At 72.7% G+C, this 18,309-nt stretch carries 14 protein-coding genes; 4 read left to right on the forward strand and 10 right to left on the reverse strand.

Annotation, left to right across the window (positions count from 1 at the left end; translation table 11 throughout):
- Window positions 1–56: 56 nt before the first annotated feature.
- From ACZ4V6_RS26815 to ACZ4V6_RS26830, 4 genes are all read right to left on the reverse strand, one after another.
- Window positions 57–1,613, reverse strand: coding sequence for a sodium:solute symporter (locus ACZ4V6_RS26815; protein WP_467832172.1), 1,557 nt, complete (start codon window positions 1,611–1,613; stop codon window positions 57–59).
- 407 nt (window positions 1,614–2,020) lie between these two features.
- Window positions 2,021–2,380, reverse strand: a complete 360-nt coding sequence (locus ACZ4V6_RS26820) for a hypothetical protein (protein WP_467832176.1) — start codon at window positions 2,378–2,380, stop codon at window positions 2,021–2,023.
- 213 nt (window positions 2,381–2,593) lie between these two features.
- Window positions 2,594–3,448 carry an SGNH/GDSL hydrolase family protein gene (locus ACZ4V6_RS26825; protein ID WP_467832178.1) on the reverse strand — a complete coding sequence of 285 codons (855 nt, stop codon included), beginning with the start codon at window positions 3,446–3,448 and terminating at the stop codon, window positions 2,594–2,596.
- Window positions 3,449–3,604: 156 nt separating this feature from the next.
- Window positions 3,605–4,198, reverse strand: coding sequence for a DinB family protein (locus tag ACZ4V6_RS26830; RefSeq protein ID WP_467832181.1), 594 nt, complete (start codon window positions 4,196–4,198; stop codon window positions 3,605–3,607).
- 238 nt (window positions 4,199–4,436) lie between these two features.
- Here ACZ4V6_RS26830 and ACZ4V6_RS26835 point away from each other — a divergent pair, with 238 nt between their 5' ends.
- Complete coding sequence (locus ACZ4V6_RS26835) at window positions 4,437–6,062, forward strand: multicopper oxidase family protein (RefSeq protein ID WP_467832183.1); 1,626 nt, start codon at window positions 4,437–4,439, stop codon at window positions 6,060–6,062.
- A gap of 236 nt (window positions 6,063–6,298) precedes the next feature.
- Here the strand turns inward: ACZ4V6_RS26835 and ACZ4V6_RS26840 are convergent, their stop codons facing one another.
- The 3 genes from ACZ4V6_RS26840 to ACZ4V6_RS26850 form a co-directional block, all read right to left on the reverse strand.
- Window positions 6,299–8,053, reverse strand: a complete 1,755-nt coding sequence (locus ACZ4V6_RS26840; RefSeq protein ID WP_467832188.1) for a lysyl oxidase family protein — start codon at window positions 8,051–8,053, stop codon at window positions 6,299–6,301.
- Window positions 8,054–8,368: 315 nt separating this feature from the next.
- Entirely contained in the window at window positions 8,369–9,385 is a 1,017-nt protein-coding gene (locus ACZ4V6_RS26845; protein WP_467832191.1) for a DUF6215 domain-containing protein, read from the reverse strand.
- Between the two features lie 444 nt (window positions 9,386–9,829).
- A complete protein-coding gene (locus ACZ4V6_RS26850) occupies window positions 9,830–11,284 on the reverse strand; it encodes an amino acid permease (protein WP_467832192.1) in 1,455 nt (484 codons plus the stop codon).
- Window positions 11,285–11,429: 145 nt separating this feature from the next.
- Here ACZ4V6_RS26850 and ACZ4V6_RS26855 point away from each other — a divergent pair, with 145 nt between their 5' ends.
- Window positions 11,430–12,284, forward strand: a complete 855-nt coding sequence (locus tag ACZ4V6_RS26855) for an IclR family transcriptional regulator (protein WP_467832194.1) — start codon at window positions 11,430–11,432, stop codon at window positions 12,282–12,284.
- A gap of 3 nt (window positions 12,285–12,287) precedes the next feature.
- Here ACZ4V6_RS26855 and hutC read toward each other — a convergent pair whose 3' ends face one another.
- Window positions 12,288–13,037, reverse strand: coding sequence for a histidine utilization repressor (gene hutC / locus ACZ4V6_RS26860; RefSeq protein ID WP_467832199.1), 750 nt, complete (start codon window positions 13,035–13,037; stop codon window positions 12,288–12,290).
- Window positions 13,038–13,254: 217 nt separating this feature from the next.
- Between hutC and hutU the strand changes: the two genes are divergently transcribed.
- Window positions 13,255–14,940, forward strand: coding sequence for a urocanate hydratase (gene hutU / locus ACZ4V6_RS26865; protein WP_467832202.1), 1,686 nt, complete (start codon window positions 13,255–13,257; stop codon window positions 14,938–14,940).
- Window positions 14,937–15,926, forward strand: coding sequence for a formimidoylglutamase (gene hutG / locus ACZ4V6_RS26870; RefSeq protein WP_467832204.1), 990 nt, complete (start codon window positions 14,937–14,939; stop codon window positions 15,924–15,926). The genes hutU and hutG overlap by 4 nt, the downstream gene beginning before the upstream one ends.
- Window positions 15,927–16,033: 107 nt before the next feature.
- On the opposite strand, the gene ACZ4V6_RS26875 is transcribed toward hutG, so the two are convergent.
- Window positions 16,034–16,615: a HutD/Ves family protein gene (locus tag ACZ4V6_RS26875; protein WP_467832206.1), complete on the reverse strand. Its 582-nt coding sequence runs from the start codon at window positions 16,613–16,615 to the stop codon at window positions 16,034–16,036.
- 76 nt (window positions 16,616–16,691) lie between these two features.
- Window positions 16,692–18,227, reverse strand: a complete 1,536-nt coding sequence (hutH, locus tag ACZ4V6_RS26880; RefSeq protein WP_467832208.1) for a histidine ammonia-lyase — start codon at window positions 18,225–18,227, stop codon at window positions 16,692–16,694.
- Window positions 18,228–18,309: the final 82 nt, after the last annotated feature.

Below are 18,309 nucleotides of genomic sequence, written 5' to 3' on the forward strand. Positions count from 1 at the left end.
GGGGCACGGGGCCGGGGCCTCGCCGGAGGGACCGGCGCTGCGGCGTGCGCGCGCCGTCATTCCCGGACCCCGGCCGTCTCGACGCGGGCCGGATCGGTGCCGTCGGTGCCTCCCGTGGCCCCGGGAGCCCGGTGGAACAGGCTCGTCAGCGCGCCGACGGCCAGGGTGACCGCGACGCCGATCGGCACCAGCCACTGTGCGGCGATGCCCGCCGGCACGGTGGCGCCCGCGACGTCGACGTCGATCTTCACGCCGCGCACGAGGTAGGTCATCACGACGATGGTCACGAGGAACGCCACGACGGAGTCGGTCTCGTCGGCCCGGCGCACGAGGCGGCCGAGCAGGAAGGCGCCGAGCAGGGCGCCGTACGTGTAGCCGGCGATGGTGAGGCCGGTGAGGTAGACGTTGCCGGTGCTGGTGCTGAAGGCGCAGGCGAAGACGGCCATCAGCACCGCCCACACCAGGGTCATCACGCGGGCGAGCCTGAGCAGGAACTCCTCGGACGGTGTGCTGCGGAAGAAGCTGTGGATGATGTCGGCGACCGTCGAGTTGGACATGGAGTTGAGCGCCGAGGACAGGGAGCCCATCGCGGCGCCGAGGATGCCGGCCACGAGCAGTCCGGAGACCACCACGGGCAGCCCGTGCAGGATGAACTCCGGGTAGAGGTTGTCGGCGCTGCTCAGACCGAGTTCCTCGAAGCCGCGGCCCTTGTTGTAGGACCACAGGAGTGCTCCGACGAGGGAGAAGGCGGCGAACTGGACGGTGACGAAGACGCCCGAGGCGATCATGGCCTTCTGGCCGTCGCGCAGGGTGCGCGTGGACAGGACGCGCTGGACCATCAGCTGGTCGGAGCCGTGGCTGGCCATGGCGAAGACGGCGCCGCCGATGACGGCGGTCGGCAGGGCGAACGGGCTGGTGAGGATGTGCGCCGGGTCGAAGTCGGTGTCGAACAGCCGGAACTTTCCCGCGTGCAGGGCCTGCGCGTAACCGTCGGCGCCGACGTGGGCAGTCAGGACGCCGATGGCGAGGAGGGCGCCGCCCACGTACAGGACCATCTGGATGGTGTCGGTCCAGATGACCGCCTTGATGCCGCCGAGGTAGGTGTAGAGGACGGTGACCGCGGTGACGGCGATGATGATGACGCGGTAGCTCGTGTGCACGCCGAACTCGTCGAGCAGCAGCTTGATCGGGATGGCGGAGGCGAACAGCCTTACGCCCTCGGCGAGGAGCCGGGTGAAGACGAAGGTCACCGAGGCGATCCCCTGCAGCTTCGACCCGAACCGGCTGCCCAGGTACTGGTAGGCGCTGACGAATCCGCCGCGCTTGTACAGGGGGATCAACACGGCGGCCACGACGACGCGGCCGATGACGTAGCCGAGGGCGAGTTCGACGTTGCCGAAGGCCTGGCCGCTGTACGCGCCGCCGGGCACGCTGATGACGGTGAGCACGCTGGTCTCGGTGGCCACCACCGAGAAGGCCACGGTCCACCACGGCATGTGGCCTTCACCGACGAAGTAGTCCTTGGAGGTCTTCTGCCGGCCGGCCAGCCGCAGGCCGATCCAGGCGATCGCCACGAGGTAGACGACGATCACCACGAGGTCGAGTTGGCGCACGCTCACTCCTGGGCGACGACCGGCGGCGTCGCCGGCCGGGTGGGGTCGGTGGGGGCGGTCGTCGGCCGCCCGGCACGGACGACGCGGGGTTCACGGGGGAAGGGGGTGCTCGGTGCCGGCAGGCGTGCGCCGTCCAGCGGGTCTCCGAGCGTCCCCCGGAACCGGAGGGACCGCCAGTCGTGTCGCCCGACCGGCTCTGGCCGACCGCCTGTGCGCCGGAGTCGCACAGGCGGTCCTTCGACGCGCCACGACCGCGGCGCTCGAGGAGGCCTACGGGGCCGTCCGGCACCGCGGCGGCCCCGGCCGCGGCGCCGCTCCCCCGGCGACCGGCCGCGGCGCCGGGGCGCGCGCCGACGGCACCGCGGACGCGCCGGCCGGGACGGGCCGGGCCGGCGCGTGGCGGCGGATCAGCCGTCGGAGTAGCTGAAGTCGCCCACGGTCCAGGCGCTGACGTCCTCGATCGCGACGCGGTACATCCCGCCCGTCTCCGGGATCCCCACCGTGCCCTGCAGGATCCGGGCGACGTGGAAGTGGAGATGCGTGGGTGGCCCGTCCTTCTTCGCGGGAGCGTCGAAGACGGCGGAGAACTCGTTCAGTTGGGCGGAATCCGTCAGTACTTCCGACACCCTCTGCCGCCATACGGCTTCGGGAGCCAGGCGACCGGTGACGACGGCACCGCCGGCGACCACGGTCAGGGACATCTGACTGCTCTGCCCCGACTCCACGAGGGCGGCGATGTCAACGATCAGCTCGTCAGGCTTCGGCATGAGACCGGATTCTATGCGCCGCAGGCCATCGCCATGCAGCCCCACTGCTCGAAAGGTACCTGCGGCGGGCCCATGCGCACGGACACCACGTCGCGCGGCGCCCGCGGAGGGACCCGGGTGCGCCGTGACGGCGTGCCGCTCGGTGGCAGCGGCGCCGGGCGGTCGCCGACGGCCCGCGCCACCGCGTGCGGGGCCGTGCCGGCCGGGCACCGGTCAGGCGCGGACGGCCGCGGCGAGGACGTTGCCGATGGCCCGGGCCCCCGCGGCGTTGGGGTGCAGGGGAGCGGCCGGCCGGGTGGGGATCAGGCCCTCGAAGTAGCGGTCGGCGGGGGCGGCGCAGATGTCGTGCCCGATGCCCGGGGTGTAGGTGTCGACGAAGGCGGCGCCGTGCGCTTCGGCCGTCTGCTTCAGTACGGCGCTGAGGTGGTCGATCGCCCCCTGGAGGTGGTTGGCGTCCTGCTTCCAGTAGGGCTGGGTGGGGTGGCAGCCGTCGGGGCGCAGGTAGTTGCCGTAGCCGACGACGAAGATCTCGGCGTGCGGCGCCCGTCGGGCGATGCCGTCCAGGGCGGTGGCGAAGGTCGGCGCCCAGGCGTCGATGCGGGCCCTGATCCTGTCGGTGCCGCCGGCGGTGTTCTCCTCCGCGCAGCTGGTGCCGTGGGGCGGGGGCAGGATGTTGACGCACTTCAGCGCTTCGCCGAAGAGGCCGGTGTCGTTGCCGCCGATGGTGACGCTGACGATGTCGGTGTCGGGGGTGAGCGCGTCGTACTGGGGCGCGGTCCCCGGATACTGGGCGGTGCCCAGGTGGGCGGCGGTGGCGGAGGAGCAGCTGACGTCGGTGAGCTTCGCGCCCAGGGCCTCGGCCGCGACGCGGGGGTAGTCGGCCAGGGAGCGCAGACACGCAGGGTCGCGCGGGTCGGTGGGCGGCACCAGCGGCGCGGCCGCGTAGGAATCGCCGAGCGCGACGTACTGCAGGGGGTCGGCGGCCGATGCGGCCGTGACCGGTGCCGTGGCCGACGCGACCCCGGCGGACAGGACGACGGCCAGGAGCATGCGCAGGGCTGTCTTCAAGGATGCCTCCGTTCGGCACACACGCGTGCGGGATCCTTTCCTACTACGGACAGGTCCGAGCAGGTCCGCCGCCGCACGGAGGCGTCATCCTTCTGCGCCGCGGCGGAGTGCTTCGGCGGACCGCGCGTGACGCGGTGCGGCGGCGGTGACGCCCCCTCACGCGTCCCGGCCGGCTTCCCGGGCCGCACGCTCCAGTCGGCCGCGGTAGTCCTCCCACCACGCCGGGCCGCCCGGCGCCATGCTGTCGTTGCCCTTCTTCTCCCCGACGTCGCCGTCGACGAGCTCGCGGACGATGTCGGCGTGTCCGGCGTGCCGGTGCGTCTCGGCGATCATGCGCACCACGGCGTGATGCAGCGTCACCTCGGCCTTGTCGCCGGGCCACCACGGCACCTTGCCGACCGCGTCCAGCGCCAGCGCGTCGATCGTCGCGTCCGCGTGGGCCCACGCCCGGCGGTACAGCGCCACGATGTCCTCGCGCGTCTCCTCCGCGGTCGCCCACATGTCCGCGTTGGGCTCGGCACCGTCCTCCAGCCAGGGCAGCGCCTCGCCGGACGGCCGCCCGAAGACGTCGCCGAGGTAGCCCAGCTCCATGCTGGCCACGTGCTTCACCAGACCGAGGAGGTTGGTGCCCGTCGGCGTGAGCGGGCGGCGTATGTCGTACTCCGAGAGCCCTTCGAGCTTCCACAGCAGCGCGTCACGGGCAGTCTGCAGGTAGAAGTGAAGGTCGGTCTTGGCATCTGAAGCGGTCATGGGAGCAGTCTGCCGCCGGCGTGCTCCGCTTCTCACCGAAACCGGTGATCTTGCGTGAGGGATCCGGAGGTCTCCTCGCCTCCGGCCGGGCGGCGGGTCACCGCGACGCCCGGGAGCACGCGGACACGGCGAACCGTCGTCCGCGGCCGTCCGCCTGCCGGTGGAATTCGTGCCCCGCGCTTCAGCCGTTCGGCCGCACCGACGGGCTGTCCGATCATCCGGCATGTCTTATTCAGTCATGATCAAACCTTCTCGGCGCACCTTGCTCCGCGCCCCGGTCGCCGCGGCCGGCGCGGGTCTCCTGGCAGCCTGCACGAGCCCCGGCCCGGGGCCGAACTCCGGCCCTCGGGGAGTGGCCGGCGGGACGGCGTTCGTTCCGGCCGGCCCCCCCGGCTACGTCAACCCGTCCGACCCGGAGGTCCTCGCGACGGAACGGAAGCGCGGGGCGGGGCCGGTGCGCACCTACCGGCTCACCGCTGCCGAGACGACACTGGACCTCGGCGGGCTCTCCGTGCCGAGCTGGGCGTACGACGAAGCGCTTCCGGGCCCCTTGGTGCGGGTCACCGCCGGTGACGTGCTCGACCTGACGCTCGTCAACCGGCTGCCCGCCGAGACCACGCTGCACGGCCACGGGGTGCGGTTGCGCTGCGACATGGACGGCGTTCCGGGCCTCACCCAGGACGCCATCCGTCCCGGATCCGATTTCCGCTACCGCTTCACCGCCGAGCACCCGGGAACGTACCTGCTCCACTCCCACGTCGGGATGCAGGCGGACCGAGCCCTGTACGCGCCGTTCGTCGTCGACGACCCGCGAGAACCCATGTCCTACGACAAGGAGTGGGTCGTGGTCCTGGACGACTGGCTCGACGGCGTGGAAGGCTCCACCCCCGAGGAGGTCCTGAACCAGCTCAGGCCCGAGGGCTCCATGGACATGGGCCACATGGCCATGGGACCCGGCCACGGCGGAGCGGGCCCCGGCCGGCCGACGGCGCTCCCCTCGCCGTCCAGGAAGCACGCGGGACCCTCGCGCGTGCTGCACAGCTCCCACAGCCGCATGCTGCACGGCGAGGGCGGCAGCGTCGCCCACCCCCACTACCTGGTCAACGGGCGCCTGCCCGCTCATCCCGAGGTGTTCCGCTGCCGCCCCGGCGACCGGGTCCGGCTGCGCATCATCAACGCCGGTTCCGAGACCGCCTTCCGGGTCGCGCTGGGCGGCCACGGGATGACGGTCACCCACACCGACGGCTATCCGGTGAAGCACGCTCGGACCGATGCCCTCCTCGTAGGCATGGCGGAGCGGTACGACGTCGTGGTCACCGCCCGGGACGGCGTCTTCCCCCTGGTCGCGCTGGCCGAGGGCAAGAAGGGCAGGGCCCTCGCCGTCCTGCGCACCGACAAGGGGAGCGGGAACCTTCCCCCGGCCGACGCCCACCCGGACGAACTCGACGGCATGACCGTTCCCGCACGCCGTCTCGTGCCCGACGACTCCGTGGCCCTGGACGAGCGTGAACCCGACCGCGAGATGCGCATCAAGATCACCGGCAGCATGGAGAAGTTCGACTGGGGGTTCGACCACAAGGCCTACTCGGTGCAGGAGCGCCGTCCGGTGCGCGCCGGTGAACGGGTACGGCTGACCCTCATCAACGCCACGGACATGTGGCATCCGATGCACCTGCACGGGCACACCTTCGCGATCACCGGACTGGACGGCGTGGGGGCGCGCAAGGACACCGCGGCGGTGCTGCCGCACCGGAAACTGGTGCTCGACTTCGACGCCGACAACCCGGGTCTGTGGATGCTGCACTGCCACAACCAGTACCACTCGGAGAGCGGGATGATGACGATCCTGGGATACCGCAGATAGGACGCGGGGCGGCGCCGGCCGCTCCTCGGGTCCCGTCCGGTCCGCGGAGGCGGCCCGGACGGACGACCACGACGGCTTCGCCGAGGCCCACGGAGGAGACCGGGAACGACCTCGTGAACGCGCACTGCGCGCGGCCCGCGATGCCGGACCGGTCCCGCCGGGAACCCGGCGGGACCGGCGGCCACCGCACGGGGCCGCCGGTCCTCACCGGCCCGTGGCACCGGCCTGACGCTCGGTCAGTTCGCGTTCACCAGGTCGTGCGCCGGCACGGTCACCGTCCGCTTGCCCGGCTTGCCGCCGAGCACGATCTTCCGGAGGGCGCTGTTGTTGTCGAGGCTGGTCTCCTTCAGGCGCTTCTCCGGGTTGGCCAGCACCTGGATGTAGTACGTGCCGTTGGGCACGTTGGTGATGTCGAAGGACTGGCCGGGCAGGTCCTGGGTGTACGTGTCCCCGGAGCCGACGTCCAGCACCTCGCGGACGGAGATCGAGTTCTCCTGGCCGCAGGCGGTCGCCAGATCGGTGTTGAACGGGTGCCAGTTGGCGTTCTTCACCGTGTAGTCGATCGCGTCGGTGTTGGCCAGGCAGAAGGCCTCCTTGCCGCTGCGCACGGCCTCCTTCTTGTCCGCCTTCAGCAGCCGGTAGCTGGCGAAGTCGGTGAAGTGCCAGTGCACGTGGCCCGGGCGCGGGTCCCACTCCATGGTGCCGGTCGGGGTGTAGCCGACCTGCTTGCCCTTGGCGTCGTAGAAGTACTGGTAGGCGTCCATCTTGGCCTTGCCGGGCGAACGGAAGCCGTCCACCACCAGCTGCGCCGGGCCGGCGTTCCACACGTTGGCGCTGAAGGCCAGGTAGTCCTTGCCGGGGATGTCCTCCTCGCCGTCGCTGATGACGATGCCGTAGGCCGGCAGCGAGCGCAGGTCGGGCTTGGGGACGTCCGGGACGGAGGCCTTGCCGACGGGCCGCTTCGACAGCGGTTTCAACGCCGGCGCCTTGCGCGAGCCGTCGGTCTGCCCGCCCGTGTCACCGATCCGCGCCGCACGCGCGGCCTGCTCCTTCTTCACCGCCCAGGGCAGGGCCGGAGGAGCCGCCTTCAGCGGCCCGTGGCCCACGTTGTACGAGGGGCCCGCGCCGCTCGTCACCGGCGCGGCGGCCTGCGCGGGCGTCGGGGCGTGCCCCGCGTGCCCGGCCGGCGCCCGGTGGCCACCGGCCTCGTGCCCGGCGTGCTCGCCGGCCCCGGCGGCCTGCGCGGAGCGGAGCGCCGCCCCGGCGACGCCCTGGTCGTCCTCGTAGCTGCGCTCCTCCACCTTCACCTTCACCGTGGCCGGCTTGTCGGCGATGCCGAACAGGTCGCGGTACTTCTTGGCGACCCGCACCTTGGCGGTGTAGTCGCCCGCTGCCAGCTGGACCGCGTCGGTGTAGGAGCCGGCGTAGGTGTTGGCGGCCCAGCCCTTCTCGACACCCCACACCGAACCGAGGGTGAACGGGTTGGTGGGGCAGCTCTCCGGATACTTGGAGGTGGCGGGCGCGTCGGGGCGGACCCGGCCGCTGGCGTTGTTGGGGCAGAAGTCCTCGGTACGGCCGAGGACCTTCTTGCCCGTCTTGTCGGTGACCGTGACCTCCATGAAGCCGGGCAGGCCGGAGAAATCCTTCACGGTGCCCTTGGGCAGCGTCTTGGTCCTGGCCTTGCCGCCCTCGTACACGGTCTGGGTGATGGTCACCGGGTCCTTGTAGGACTTGCGGGTCACCTTCAGTTCCAGCGGCGTCCCCTCGGCGGTGAGGTAGGTGCCGAGGTCGAGGTAGACGCCCGGGTCCTCCTTCCAGGAGGTGAGCGTGATCGAGCCGGTGGCGGCGACGAGGCTCAGCCTGGGCCCCGTCGCGGCCTTCGCCGGCTCCGACGTGGCGGCCACGAGTCCGGCGGTCACGGCCATGGCGGCGACGGCCGTGGTGCCGGCGAGCAGCGGTCGCCGCAGCCGGGTGGTGCGCTTACTGGTCATCGTTCCCTCGTCCTCCGGATGCTGTGAGAAGGAGACAGGCGACAGGCGGCGCGACGTGTCGTCGAGGACAGCCGCGAGGCCGGCCCTGCGAGGGGCGCTTGCTGTGCCCGCGCTGTGAGAGGAGCGGACCTGACGCCCGGTTGTCCGCGGGGGGAAAACGACGAGATGTTGGCCGGATAGCACCGTTGCGGAGGGAATCGGGTCGTTCTTCCGGCTGTGGCACGCCTGGGGGCGGATCTTCTGATATCGGGTGCGGCGGCAGGCCGAGGTGCGCGCACTCACCGCGCTCGGTGCCCGTCGCCCCCGAGCGCCTCGTCAGACGGCCCGTCGGGGGATCGCCGGCAGCACCTTCTCGGCGATGCCGAGGAGAGCGCTGTCGTCCGGGAGGGCTCCGGACGCGCTCCACACGGTGATGTCGAAGTAGCCGCCCCGGTCCTCCCCGTCGAACGCCACGGTCAGCGTCCTGGCCAGGGGGCCCTCCTCGACCGGTCCGCCGGACCCGCCGCCACCGAGGTTGATCTCGATCTTCATGGTGTGGTCCGAGGAGAGCACCGCGGGACGGCCGAGGACGGAGAGCGTCCTGACGTCCGTCTCCTCCCCGTACTTCATCAGCTTCACGTACTGGGCGATCGACAGGTGGTTGTACGTGGCCGAGACGTTCACGGTGTACGTGTCGAACTGGACCTCCGCCTCGGGCTGGGCGACCTTCCCGTCGGTCAGCGGAGCGGTGTTGCTGGTGCCGGAGGCCACGGTCGCGGTCTCCGCGGGCGTGCCGAGGAGCTGGGCGAGGTCGGACCGGTTGAGGGCCTTGCACAGCTCGTCGCCGGTCACGGCCCGGGGCGACTTCCGGTAGACGCTCGGCAGCTCCTCCTGTTCCCCGCTCGCGCACGAAGCGGCCTGCGGCGCGTTCGTGCTGTCGGAGGGCATCAGCCGCGGCCCCAGCCACAGCGCGGCCCCGAGCGCGGCGAACACGGCCACGGCCGCGACGGCCTGGCCCCACGCGTTGGGCTCCTTCTCCGGAGCGGCCGGGGCGGGAGGCCGCACCGCTGCGGCCTGAGCCTGCGGCTGCGGCTGCGGCTGCGCGGCGGCGTGGGACACCGCCCCGTCCACGGGCGGCGCCGGGCTCGGGTTCCGCCGTGCCCGCAGCGCCCGGACCACCGTGTGGACCCGTACCGCGGTGAACACCAGGAACACCGTGCCGATACCGGCCGGCACCCATTCGCCGTCGCGGACGGCGAGGTACATGATGCGCACGCCGAAGACGGATCCGACGGCGATGAGCAGGGGCTCCCGGACCCAGAAGGGCAGGAGGCGGATGAGGAAACCGAGCACCCGGTGATCTCACCAGGGCAAGATCGCGTTGGCTGTGGTGGAAGCCACAGTTCCGGGTGGGAACCCGAGAACCTCGCTCCTGGGCAAACGCGGTTGCGACGGGGCTCCGAGGTCCGCCGAGGTACCCGCACGGGCGGTGCCACGCGGCAGAGGCGGCCGGACCGGGGCCGCCGGGGACGGCCGGGAGCTTCTTCCAGAGGCTCCGTGCCGCCGAGGCGACGGCGGGCTCGGACCGCTCGCACGAGGGGGTGAGGCGCCCGCCGGGATCACCGGGATGGTGCCGCGCCCGCCGTCGGACGAGGCGAGTCGCTCGACAGGTTCCGGGTTCCGGACCCATGGGGGACGGCGGACGCTCCCGGCGCCCGGCGCCCGGCGCCCGAGTGACGAGGGGCACGGGGGCGGGCCCCGCGGCCTTGGCGTCCGGCCGTCACGCCCTCCCCGGCGTCATCGTGGTGCGCGGGCCGGCTCCTCCAGGCCGGCCGCGTCACCCTCCGGGGCCGCGCCAGCCTTCCTCCCCGGAGCGGAGTCCGGCTGTGGGCCGGGGCGCCGCGGCCGGACCCAGAGGGCGTGGACGCCTCCGAGGAGCGCCAGCCACACCGCGCCGACGACCAGGGCGATCCGGGTGCTGCCGTCGAAGGCGAGCAGCACCATGACCGCGGCCATGAAGACGATGGCGGCGATCTGGCCGTAAGGCCAGAAGGGGGCGGGGAACTTCAGCGACGCCCTCTCCCCGGCGGACATCGTCCTGCGCGCCTTGACGTGGGTCAGCAGGATCATCAGCCAGACCCAGACGGTGGCGAACGTCGCGATCGAGGAGATGATCAGGAAGATCCTGCCGGGCATCAGGACGTTCATCAGCACACCGAGCAGCAGGGCGCCGATCATGACGAGGGTGGTCACCCACGGCACGCCGTTGCGGGTGACCCGCAGCATGACCGCGGGACCCTGGCGCCGCTCCGCCAGGCCGAACATCGTGCGGCCCGCGGCGAAGATGTCGCTGTTGATCGCGGACAGCGCGGCGGTGAGGACGACGAGGTTGAGGACGGCGGCCGCGGACTTGAGTCCGACGCCGGCGAAGATCTCGACGAAGGGGCTGCCCGACGCGTCGATGTCCCGCCAGGGGGTGATCGACATGATCACCGCGAGGGTCAGGACGTAGAAGAGGATGATGCGCAGCGGGATGGAGTTGACCGCGCTCGGGATGGTCTTCTCCGGGGACTGGGCCTCACCGGCCGTGACACCGATGATCTCCGTGCCGCCGAACGCGAACATGACCACGGCGAACGACATCACGAAGCCGTCGGCGCCGCCGGCGAAGAAGCCGCCGTGGCTCCACAGGTTCGACAGGCCGACGTGGCCGTCGCCGTCGCCGAGGCCGAAGGCGATCACGGCGACGCCGACGAGGATCATCGCGACGATGGCCACGATCTTCACCAGGGAGAGCCAGAACTCCAGCTCGCCGAAGACCTTGACGCTGACGAGGTTGAGCGCGCCGATGAGGAGGACGGCGGCCAGCACCCAGATCCAGCGCGGCACGCCGGGGAACCAGAAGCCCATGTAGACGCCGACCGCGGTGATGTCCGCGACGCAGACGATGACCATCTCGAAGGCGTACGTCCAGCCCGTGGTGAACCCGGCGAGCGGGCCGAGGTGCCGGGTCGCGTACTCGCCGAAGGAGCCGGCGCTCGGCGAGGCCACGGCCATCTCGCCGAGGGACCGCAGCACGAGGAAGACGGCCGCTCCGCCGATCAGATAGGCCAGGAGCACCGCGGGCCCGCCGGCCTGGATGGACTCGGACGAGCCGTAGAAGAGCCCCGTGCCGATGGCGGAGCCGAGGGCCATGAAGCGGATGTGCCGGGAGCGGAGCCCGCGGCTCAGACCGGCGGTGTCGGTACGCAAACGAGTGTCTCCCTCTTCGGGGTGTGCGCCGGAAGGTGTGACGGAGCGGTTCCCGTGCGGATCCCGCCGGTCCGTCGTCCGAGCTCGCGGCGGGGACGACGGCCTGTATATTCCTGTCTATACAGGAGCGTCAAGAGGTGGTCCGATGAGTGAACGCGCGCCTGCGCCGAGCACACCGCCGTCGTCGAACGCGTCGTCGAGCGCGTCACCGGCCGTCGGCCGGGCCCTGGACATGCTGGTGTACCTCGCCGGACGCCCCGGACCGGTCCAGGCCGCGACCCTCGCCCGCGACCTCGGAGTCCCGCGGTCGTCGGCGTACCACATCCTCAAGGTCCTGGCCGACCGCGGCTTCGTCACCTACGTACCGGCGGAGCAGGCGTACGGGCTGGGCGTCACCTCCTTCGAGGTGGGCTCCGCCTATCTGCGGCACGAGCCCCTGGAACGGCTCGCCCGTCCCCTCCTGCACGCGCTCGCCGGCCGTCTCGGCCAGACGGTGCACCTGGGGATCCTGCACGGCGCGGAGACGGTCTACCTGCTCAAGGAGCGGCCGCCCGCGGGCCGGAGCGGCGACATCGACATCGCCCTCGTCACCGACGTCGGCGTCCGCCTGCCGGCCCACCTGACGGCCAACGGGCGCGCCATCCTCGCCCACACCTCCGAGGCGCAGTTGCGGGCGCTCTTCCCCCGGCCCGGCGACCTGACCACCCGCACGGGCAGGGGCCCGCGTTCGCTGCCGGAGCTGGCCGGCGAGCTGGCCCGGGAGCGGGAGCGCGGCTGGTCCCAGGAGGTCGAGCTGGTCACCCGGGGCTTCCGCTCGATGGGGGCGGCGGCGTTCGACCACAACGGGCGGCCCGTCGCGGCGATCAGCACCACCTGGCGCCGCCACCACTGCCGGCACGACGCGGCCCACGTGCGGGACGTCCTGCGGCAGGGTGCCGCGCGGCTCACCGCCGCCGTCTCGGGCCACGCCCCGGCCACGGCGGGGACGGCGGCCGCGTGAGCGTCAGTGCGTCGCGAACGCGCCCTCGAGGCGGTAGCGCGAACCGGGGTGCAGCAACCGCGCGATGCTGACGAGCGCGTCCCGCGACCAGGTGCGGCGGTGGATCAGCAGACAGGGCTCGGACGGCGTGACGCCGAGGATCGCGCACTCCTCCGGCGCCGCCAGCACCGCCTCCACGATGTGCTCGCCCCTGCCGAGGGGCGCGACCTTGGACAGGAAGGTGAACGGCGTCTGCCGGGTGAAGTCCTGCTCCAGGTAGCCGGGCGCGAACGCCGGAACGACATAGCGGTCCTCCAACTGGATCGCCACCCCGTCCTCGTAGTGGACCACCCGTGAGCGGAACACCGGCTCCCCCTCGCCGAGGCCCAGGTGCGCACCGGTCTTCCCGTCGGCCCGCTCCTCGCGCACGGACAGCACACGGGCCTCGTAACGGTGGCCGCGGTGGCGCACCTCGTCGGCGATGTTGTGCACTTCGAGCAGGGCGGAGCTGGCCTTCTTCGGGGCGACGAAGCTGCCCACCCCCATGACCCGGCGGATGACGCCCTCGGCGGCCAGTTCGCGCAGGGCGCGGTTGACCGTCATCCGGGACAGGCCGAGCGCCTCGACGAACCGGCTCTCCGACGGCAGGGCGTCGTCCTCGCGCCAGTGGCCGCCGGCGATCCGCTCGGTGACGAGGTCCTTGACGCGCCGGTACGCGGGGGCGGAACCGGTCGTGTGCTGCTCGTACAGCCGGCCGAGCTCCGCTGGATCCACGACCAAGCCGCCCACCGTCCTCGTCTCCCGCCGCGCCGCCGATGCCCCGTACCCGCCTGGAATCCTAAGCGAGGGCCGCGCCGGGCGCAGGGGCCGGTGGCGCCGGACGCGAGGAAGCGTCTCGGATCCGAGAAACCCGCGGGACGCCGCTGGTCCGGTGCCGGCCGCTGCCGTGTCATGGCGGGACAACGGCTCGATCGTCTCGTGAGGAGTCTCCGTGACCAGCGTTTCCCCCGAAGCACCGGGCGTCGTCCGCGCCCCGCGCGGCACCGAACTGAACTGCCTCGGCTGGCAGCAGGAGGGTGCCCTGCGGATGCTCATGAACAACCTCGACCCCGAGGTCGCCGAGCACCCCGAGGACCTCGTCGTCTACGGCGGCACCGGAAAGGCCGCCCGCAACCGGGAGGCCTACGACGCCATCGTCCGCACGCTGAAGACGCTGAAGGACGACGAGACGCTGCTGGTGCAGTCCGGCAAGCCCGTCGGCGTGATGCGCACCAGCGAGTGGGCGCCGCGCGTGCTGCTGGCCAACTCCAACCTGGTCGGCGACTGGGCCAACTGGGAGGAGTTCCGGTCCCTGGAGGCCCGGGGACTCACCATGTACGGCCAGATGACGGCCGGTTCGTGGATCTACATCGGCAGCCAGGGCATCCTCCAGGGCACGTACGAGACCTTCGGCGCCGTCGCCCGCAAGAAGTTCGGCGGCAGCCTGGCCGGCACCATCACCCTCACCGCGGGCCTCGGCGGCATGGGCGGCGCCCAGCCGCTCGCCGTCACCATGAACGACGGCGTGGCCGTCTGCGTCGACGTCGACCCCTCCCGCATCGAGCGGCGGATCGCCCACCGTTACCTCGACGTCGCCGCCGACGGCCTGGACCACGCCCTGCGTCTCGCCGTCGAGGCCCGCGACCGGCGCGAGCCGCTCTCCATCGGTCTGACCGGGAACGCCGCCGAGGTCTTCCCCGAGCTGCTGCGGCGGGGCGCGCCCATCGACATCGTCACCGACCAGACGAGCGCCCACGACCCGCTGTCCTACCTCCCGGTCGGCGTGAGCCTCCAGGAGTGGCACGAGCAGGCCCGCAAGGACCCGGCCGACTTCACCGAGCGCGCCCGCGCGTCCATGGCCCGGCACGTCGAGGCCATGGTCGGCTTCCTCGACGCCGGCGCCGAGGTCTTCGACTACGGCAACTCGATCCGCGACGAGGCCCGCAAGGCCGGCTACCAGCGGGCGTTCGACTTCCCCGGCTTCGTGCCGGCCCACATCCGGCCGCTGTTCGAGGAGGGCCTCGGCCCCTTCCGCTGGGCCGCCCTCTCCGGTGACCCCAAGGACATCGAGGCCACCGACAAGGCCATCATGGAGCTCTTCCCGGAGAACGAGCACCTGCACCGCTGGCTGAGGATGGCCGGCGAGCGCGTGGCGTTCGAGGGGCTGCCCGCCCGCATCTGCTGGCTGGGCTACGGCGAACGGCACCGCGCGGGTCTGCGCTTCAACGAGATGGTCGCCTCCGGCGAGCTGTCCGCCCCCGTCGCCATCGGGCGCGACCACCTCGACTCCGGCTCCGTGGCCTCGCCCTACCGCGAGACCGAGTCGATGCTCGACGGCTCCGACGCCATCGCCGACTGGCCGCTGCTCAACGCCCTCGTGAACACCTCCTCGGGGGCCTCCTGGGTCTCCGTCCACCACGGCGGCGGCGTCGGCATGGGCCGCTCCATCCACGCCGGCCAGGTCTGCATCGCCGACGGCACCGAACTCGCGGCCCGAAAGCTCGCCCGCGTCCTGACCAACGACCCGGGCATGGGCGTCATCCGGCACGTGGACGCCGGTTACGAGCACGCCGCGTCGGTGGCGAAGGAGCGCGGCGTGCGCATCCCGATGGCGGAGACCGAGGGCGGCGCGGCGTGAGCGCGGTGACCAGGGACGGGGAGATCCCGCACGTCCACGCGGACGTCCCGGCCGCACCCTGGACCGGACGGGACGACGGTCCCGGCGCCGACAACCTGCGCTGGCACCACGCCGTCCGCCTCGACCCGGCCGGGGCGGTCCCGGGGGACGTCGCCCTCGTCGGCTTCCGCAGCGACGAGGGGGTGCGCCGCAACAAGGGCCGGCAGGGCGCCGCGAACGGCCCGGACGCCCTGCGCCGAGCCCTCGCGTCGATGGCGCTGCCGAGGCCGCTGCGGGCGCTCGACGCGGGCGACATCGAGGTCGCCGGGGACGGCGAGGACGCCCTGGAGACGGGGCAGCAGCGCCTGGGCCGTGCGGTGGCCGCGCTCGTCGACCGCGGCCACCCGGTGATGGTGCTGGGCGGCGGCCACGAGGTGGCGTACGGCAGCTACCTCGGGCTGGCGCAGACGCGGGCGCTGCGCGAGGGCGCCCGTCTCGGCGTGCTGAACCTCGACGCGCACTTCGACCTGCGCGACGACGTCCGGCCCAGCTCCGGCACCCCCTTCCTGCAGATGGCGCAGAGCGAGACGCGGCAGGGCCGGGAGTTCAACTACTGGGTGCTGGGCGTCAGCCAGCCGAGCAACACGGAGCGGCTGTTCCGCACCGCGGACTCGCTCGGTGTCCGCCACCTGCCGGACACCGAGTGCGGCCTGCTCGGCCTGGCGCGCGCCGAGGGGTTCGTCGACGAGTTCCTCGCGAGCTGCGACGTGGTGCACCTGAGCATCGACCTCGACGTGCTGCCCGCCGCCGTCGCGCCGGGTGTCAGCGCCCCCGCCGCGTACGGCGTGCCCATGGACGTCGTCGAGCGCGTCTGCGCCCGGGTGGCGGCGAGCGGCAGGCTGGCGGTCTGCGACATCGCCGAGCTGAACCCGGAGTTCGACGTGGACCAGCGCACGGCCCGCGCCGGTGCCCGCCTGATCCACCGCATGGTGACCGCCCTGGCATGACCCCCCGCGGGCCCGTGTCCGGCCCGCCCCCGGCAGGCCGCCAGGCCGTGAGACGCGACGAGAGCCGCGGCCTGGCGGCCGCGGCCTTTCCGCGGGGGGCGTCCCGGTCAGTGACCGGACCGGCCGGTGGGGCCGGCGAGTTCGACGACCATGAGGACCCCGTCGACACCGATCGCGTCGGAGTCCTCGTCGGAGAACAGGACGGCGTCGAGACGGCCGAGGCGGGCGGACGCCCCGTGCAGCAGGGCCGTCCCCTCCAGGACGACCGCGAGGACGCGGGTCCCGGTGCCGGGCCGCACGGAGGTGTCCGAGCGCGCGACGCGGACCCGCGCCGCCGTCCCGGCACGCCGGACCATCACGTTGAGGTCGACGATCGGCCCGCCGAGCAGCCGGCACTCCGTGACGGCGTCACCGGGGAAGGCGAAGGGCTCGTACGGGCCGTCCACCACGTGCGGAACCCCGTCGACCGTCAGTGCCATGCCCGGCCCGTCGACGAGGGTGATGATCCTGTCGACGCCGTCGAACGTGGAGAACGGTCCGCTGTCCGCGACGTCGGCGACGCTGACCCGCCAGGCGAAGTCGTCGGTCCCCGCGCCCTGCGGGTGGACGGCGACCTGCGACGTCACGCCGCCGCCGTTCTTCCACGGCGCGGGTGCCCGCTCCGACGCCCGCAGGATCCGTGGTGCCATGGGGTCTCCCTCCCGGGGGAAAGCCGCACACCTCCCGGGCCCGCGGGCCCGGGAGGTGTGCGGGACGTCGGTCCGGTCAGACCAGCGGGCCGGTGACGGACTCCGCGGCGGCCAGGGCGCGGCCGGAGGTGACGTACTGGACGGTCGCCTCGATCTCGGGGGCGAGCCAGCGGTCGGTGCCGGGGCCGTCGACCGTCTCGCGCAGCCCGTCGCGCACCGCGGCGGTGGCCGGCGCCGGGCTCAGCGGGGCCCTCATGTCGAGCGCGCGGGCGGCGGTGTAGATCTCCACCGCGAGGACGCGGCCGAGCCCGTCGATGGCGCGGCGCAGCTTGCGGGCGGCGGACCAGCCCATGGAGACGTGGTCCTCCTGCATGGCGCTGGAGGGGATGGAGTCGGTGGAGGCCGGTACGGCGAGCCGCTTGAGCTCGGAGACGATCGCGGCCTGCGTGTACTGCGCGATCATGTGGCCGGAGTCGACGCCGGGGTCGTCGGCCAGGAAGGCGTTGAGGCCGCGGTTGCGGGCGGGGTCGAGGAACCGGTCCGTGCGGCGCTCGGAGATGGAGGCGAGGTCGGCGACCGAGATGGCCAGGAAGTCGAGGACGGCGGCCACCGGGGCCCCGTGGAAGTTGCCGTTGCTCTCCACCCGGCCGTCCAGGGTGACGACGGGGTTGTCGACGGCGCTGGCCAGCTCGCGGGAGGCCACCAGTTCGGCGTGGGTGAGGGTGTCGCGGGCCGCGCCGTGCACCTGCGGCGAGCAGCGCAGCGAGTACGCGTCCTGGACGCGGGTGCACTCCGGTCCCTTGTGACTGGCGACGATCGCCGAGTCGGCGAGCAGGGCGCGCAGGTTGCCGGCGCTGTCGCCCTGGCCCGGGTGCGGGCGCAGGGCCTGGAGGTCGGCGGCGAACACGGCGTCGGTGCCGAGCTGGCCCTCGACGCTCATCGCGACGGCGATGTCGGCCGTGCGCAGCAGGAGGCGCAGGTCGTGGGCGGCGAGGACGAGCATGCCGAGCATGCCGTCGGTGCCGTTGATGAGGGCGAGGCCCTCCTTCTCCTCCAGCACGACCGGGGCGATGCCCGCCTCGGCGAGCGCCTCGGCGGCGGGCTTGCGCACGCCGTCGGCGGTGCGGACCTCGCCCTCGCCCATGACGGCGAGCGCGCAGTGGGCCAGGGGGGCGAGGTCGCCGGAGCAGCCGAGCGAGCCGTACTCGTGGACGATCGGGGTGATGCCGGCGTTCAGCAGCGCGGCGTAGGCCTCCGCGGTCTGCGTCCGTACGCCCGTACGGCCCGTGGCGAGGGTGGACAGGCGCAGCAGCATCAGCGCGCGGACCACCTCGCGCTCGACCTCGGGGCCCGAGCCCGCGGCGTGCGAACGCACCAGGCTGCGCTGGAGCTGGGCACGCAGCTCGGTGGGGATGTGGCGGGTGGCCAGGGCGCCGAAACCGGTGGAGACGCCGTAGTGGGGCTTGGCGTCGTCGGCGAGGGCCTGGATGACCTCGCGACTGCGGGCGATTTCCTTGAGCGCCTCCGGGGCCAGTGCCACCGGGGTACCGAGACGGGCGACGGACACGACTTCGTCGGCGGAGAGCGCGCCGACACCAACAACAACGGTCATGTCCCTATGAAGCCGCAGGCGGAAAGGGTGCGCGAGGGGTTATGGATCAATAGTGTCTGGGTCCCGAGACATCAGCGCCCGT

The organism is Streptomyces sp. NPDC029152, from assembly GCF_055564355.1.

Excerpts from the sequence above, each read along its gene's own strand:
- hutH (WP_467832208.1), bottom strand. The coding sequence starts at position 18,227 with ATGACCGTTGTTGTTGGTGTCGGCGCGCTCTCCGCCGACGAAGTCGTG.
- ACZ4V6_RS26855 (WP_467832194.1), top strand. The coding sequence starts at position 11,430 with ATGAGTGAACGCGCGCCTGCGCCGAGCACACCGCCGTCGTCGAACGCG.
- ACZ4V6_RS26835 (WP_467832183.1), top strand. The coding sequence starts at position 4,437 with ATGATCAAACCTTCTCGGCGCACCTTGCTCCGCGCCCCGGTCGCCGCG.
- ACZ4V6_RS26820 (WP_467832176.1), bottom strand. The coding sequence starts at position 2,380 with ATGCCGAAGCCTGACGAGCTGATCGTTGACATCGCCGCCCTCGTGGAG.
- ACZ4V6_RS26875 (WP_467832206.1), bottom strand. The coding sequence starts at position 16,615 with ATGGCACCACGGATCCTGCGGGCGTCGGAGCGGGCACCCGCGCCGTGG.
- ACZ4V6_RS26830 (WP_467832181.1), bottom strand. The coding sequence starts at position 4,198 with ATGACCGCTTCAGATGCCAAGACCGACCTTCACTTCTACCTGCAGACT.
- ACZ4V6_RS26840 (WP_467832188.1), bottom strand. The coding sequence starts at position 8,053 with ATGACCAGTAAGCGCACCACCCGGCTGCGGCGACCGCTGCTCGCCGGC.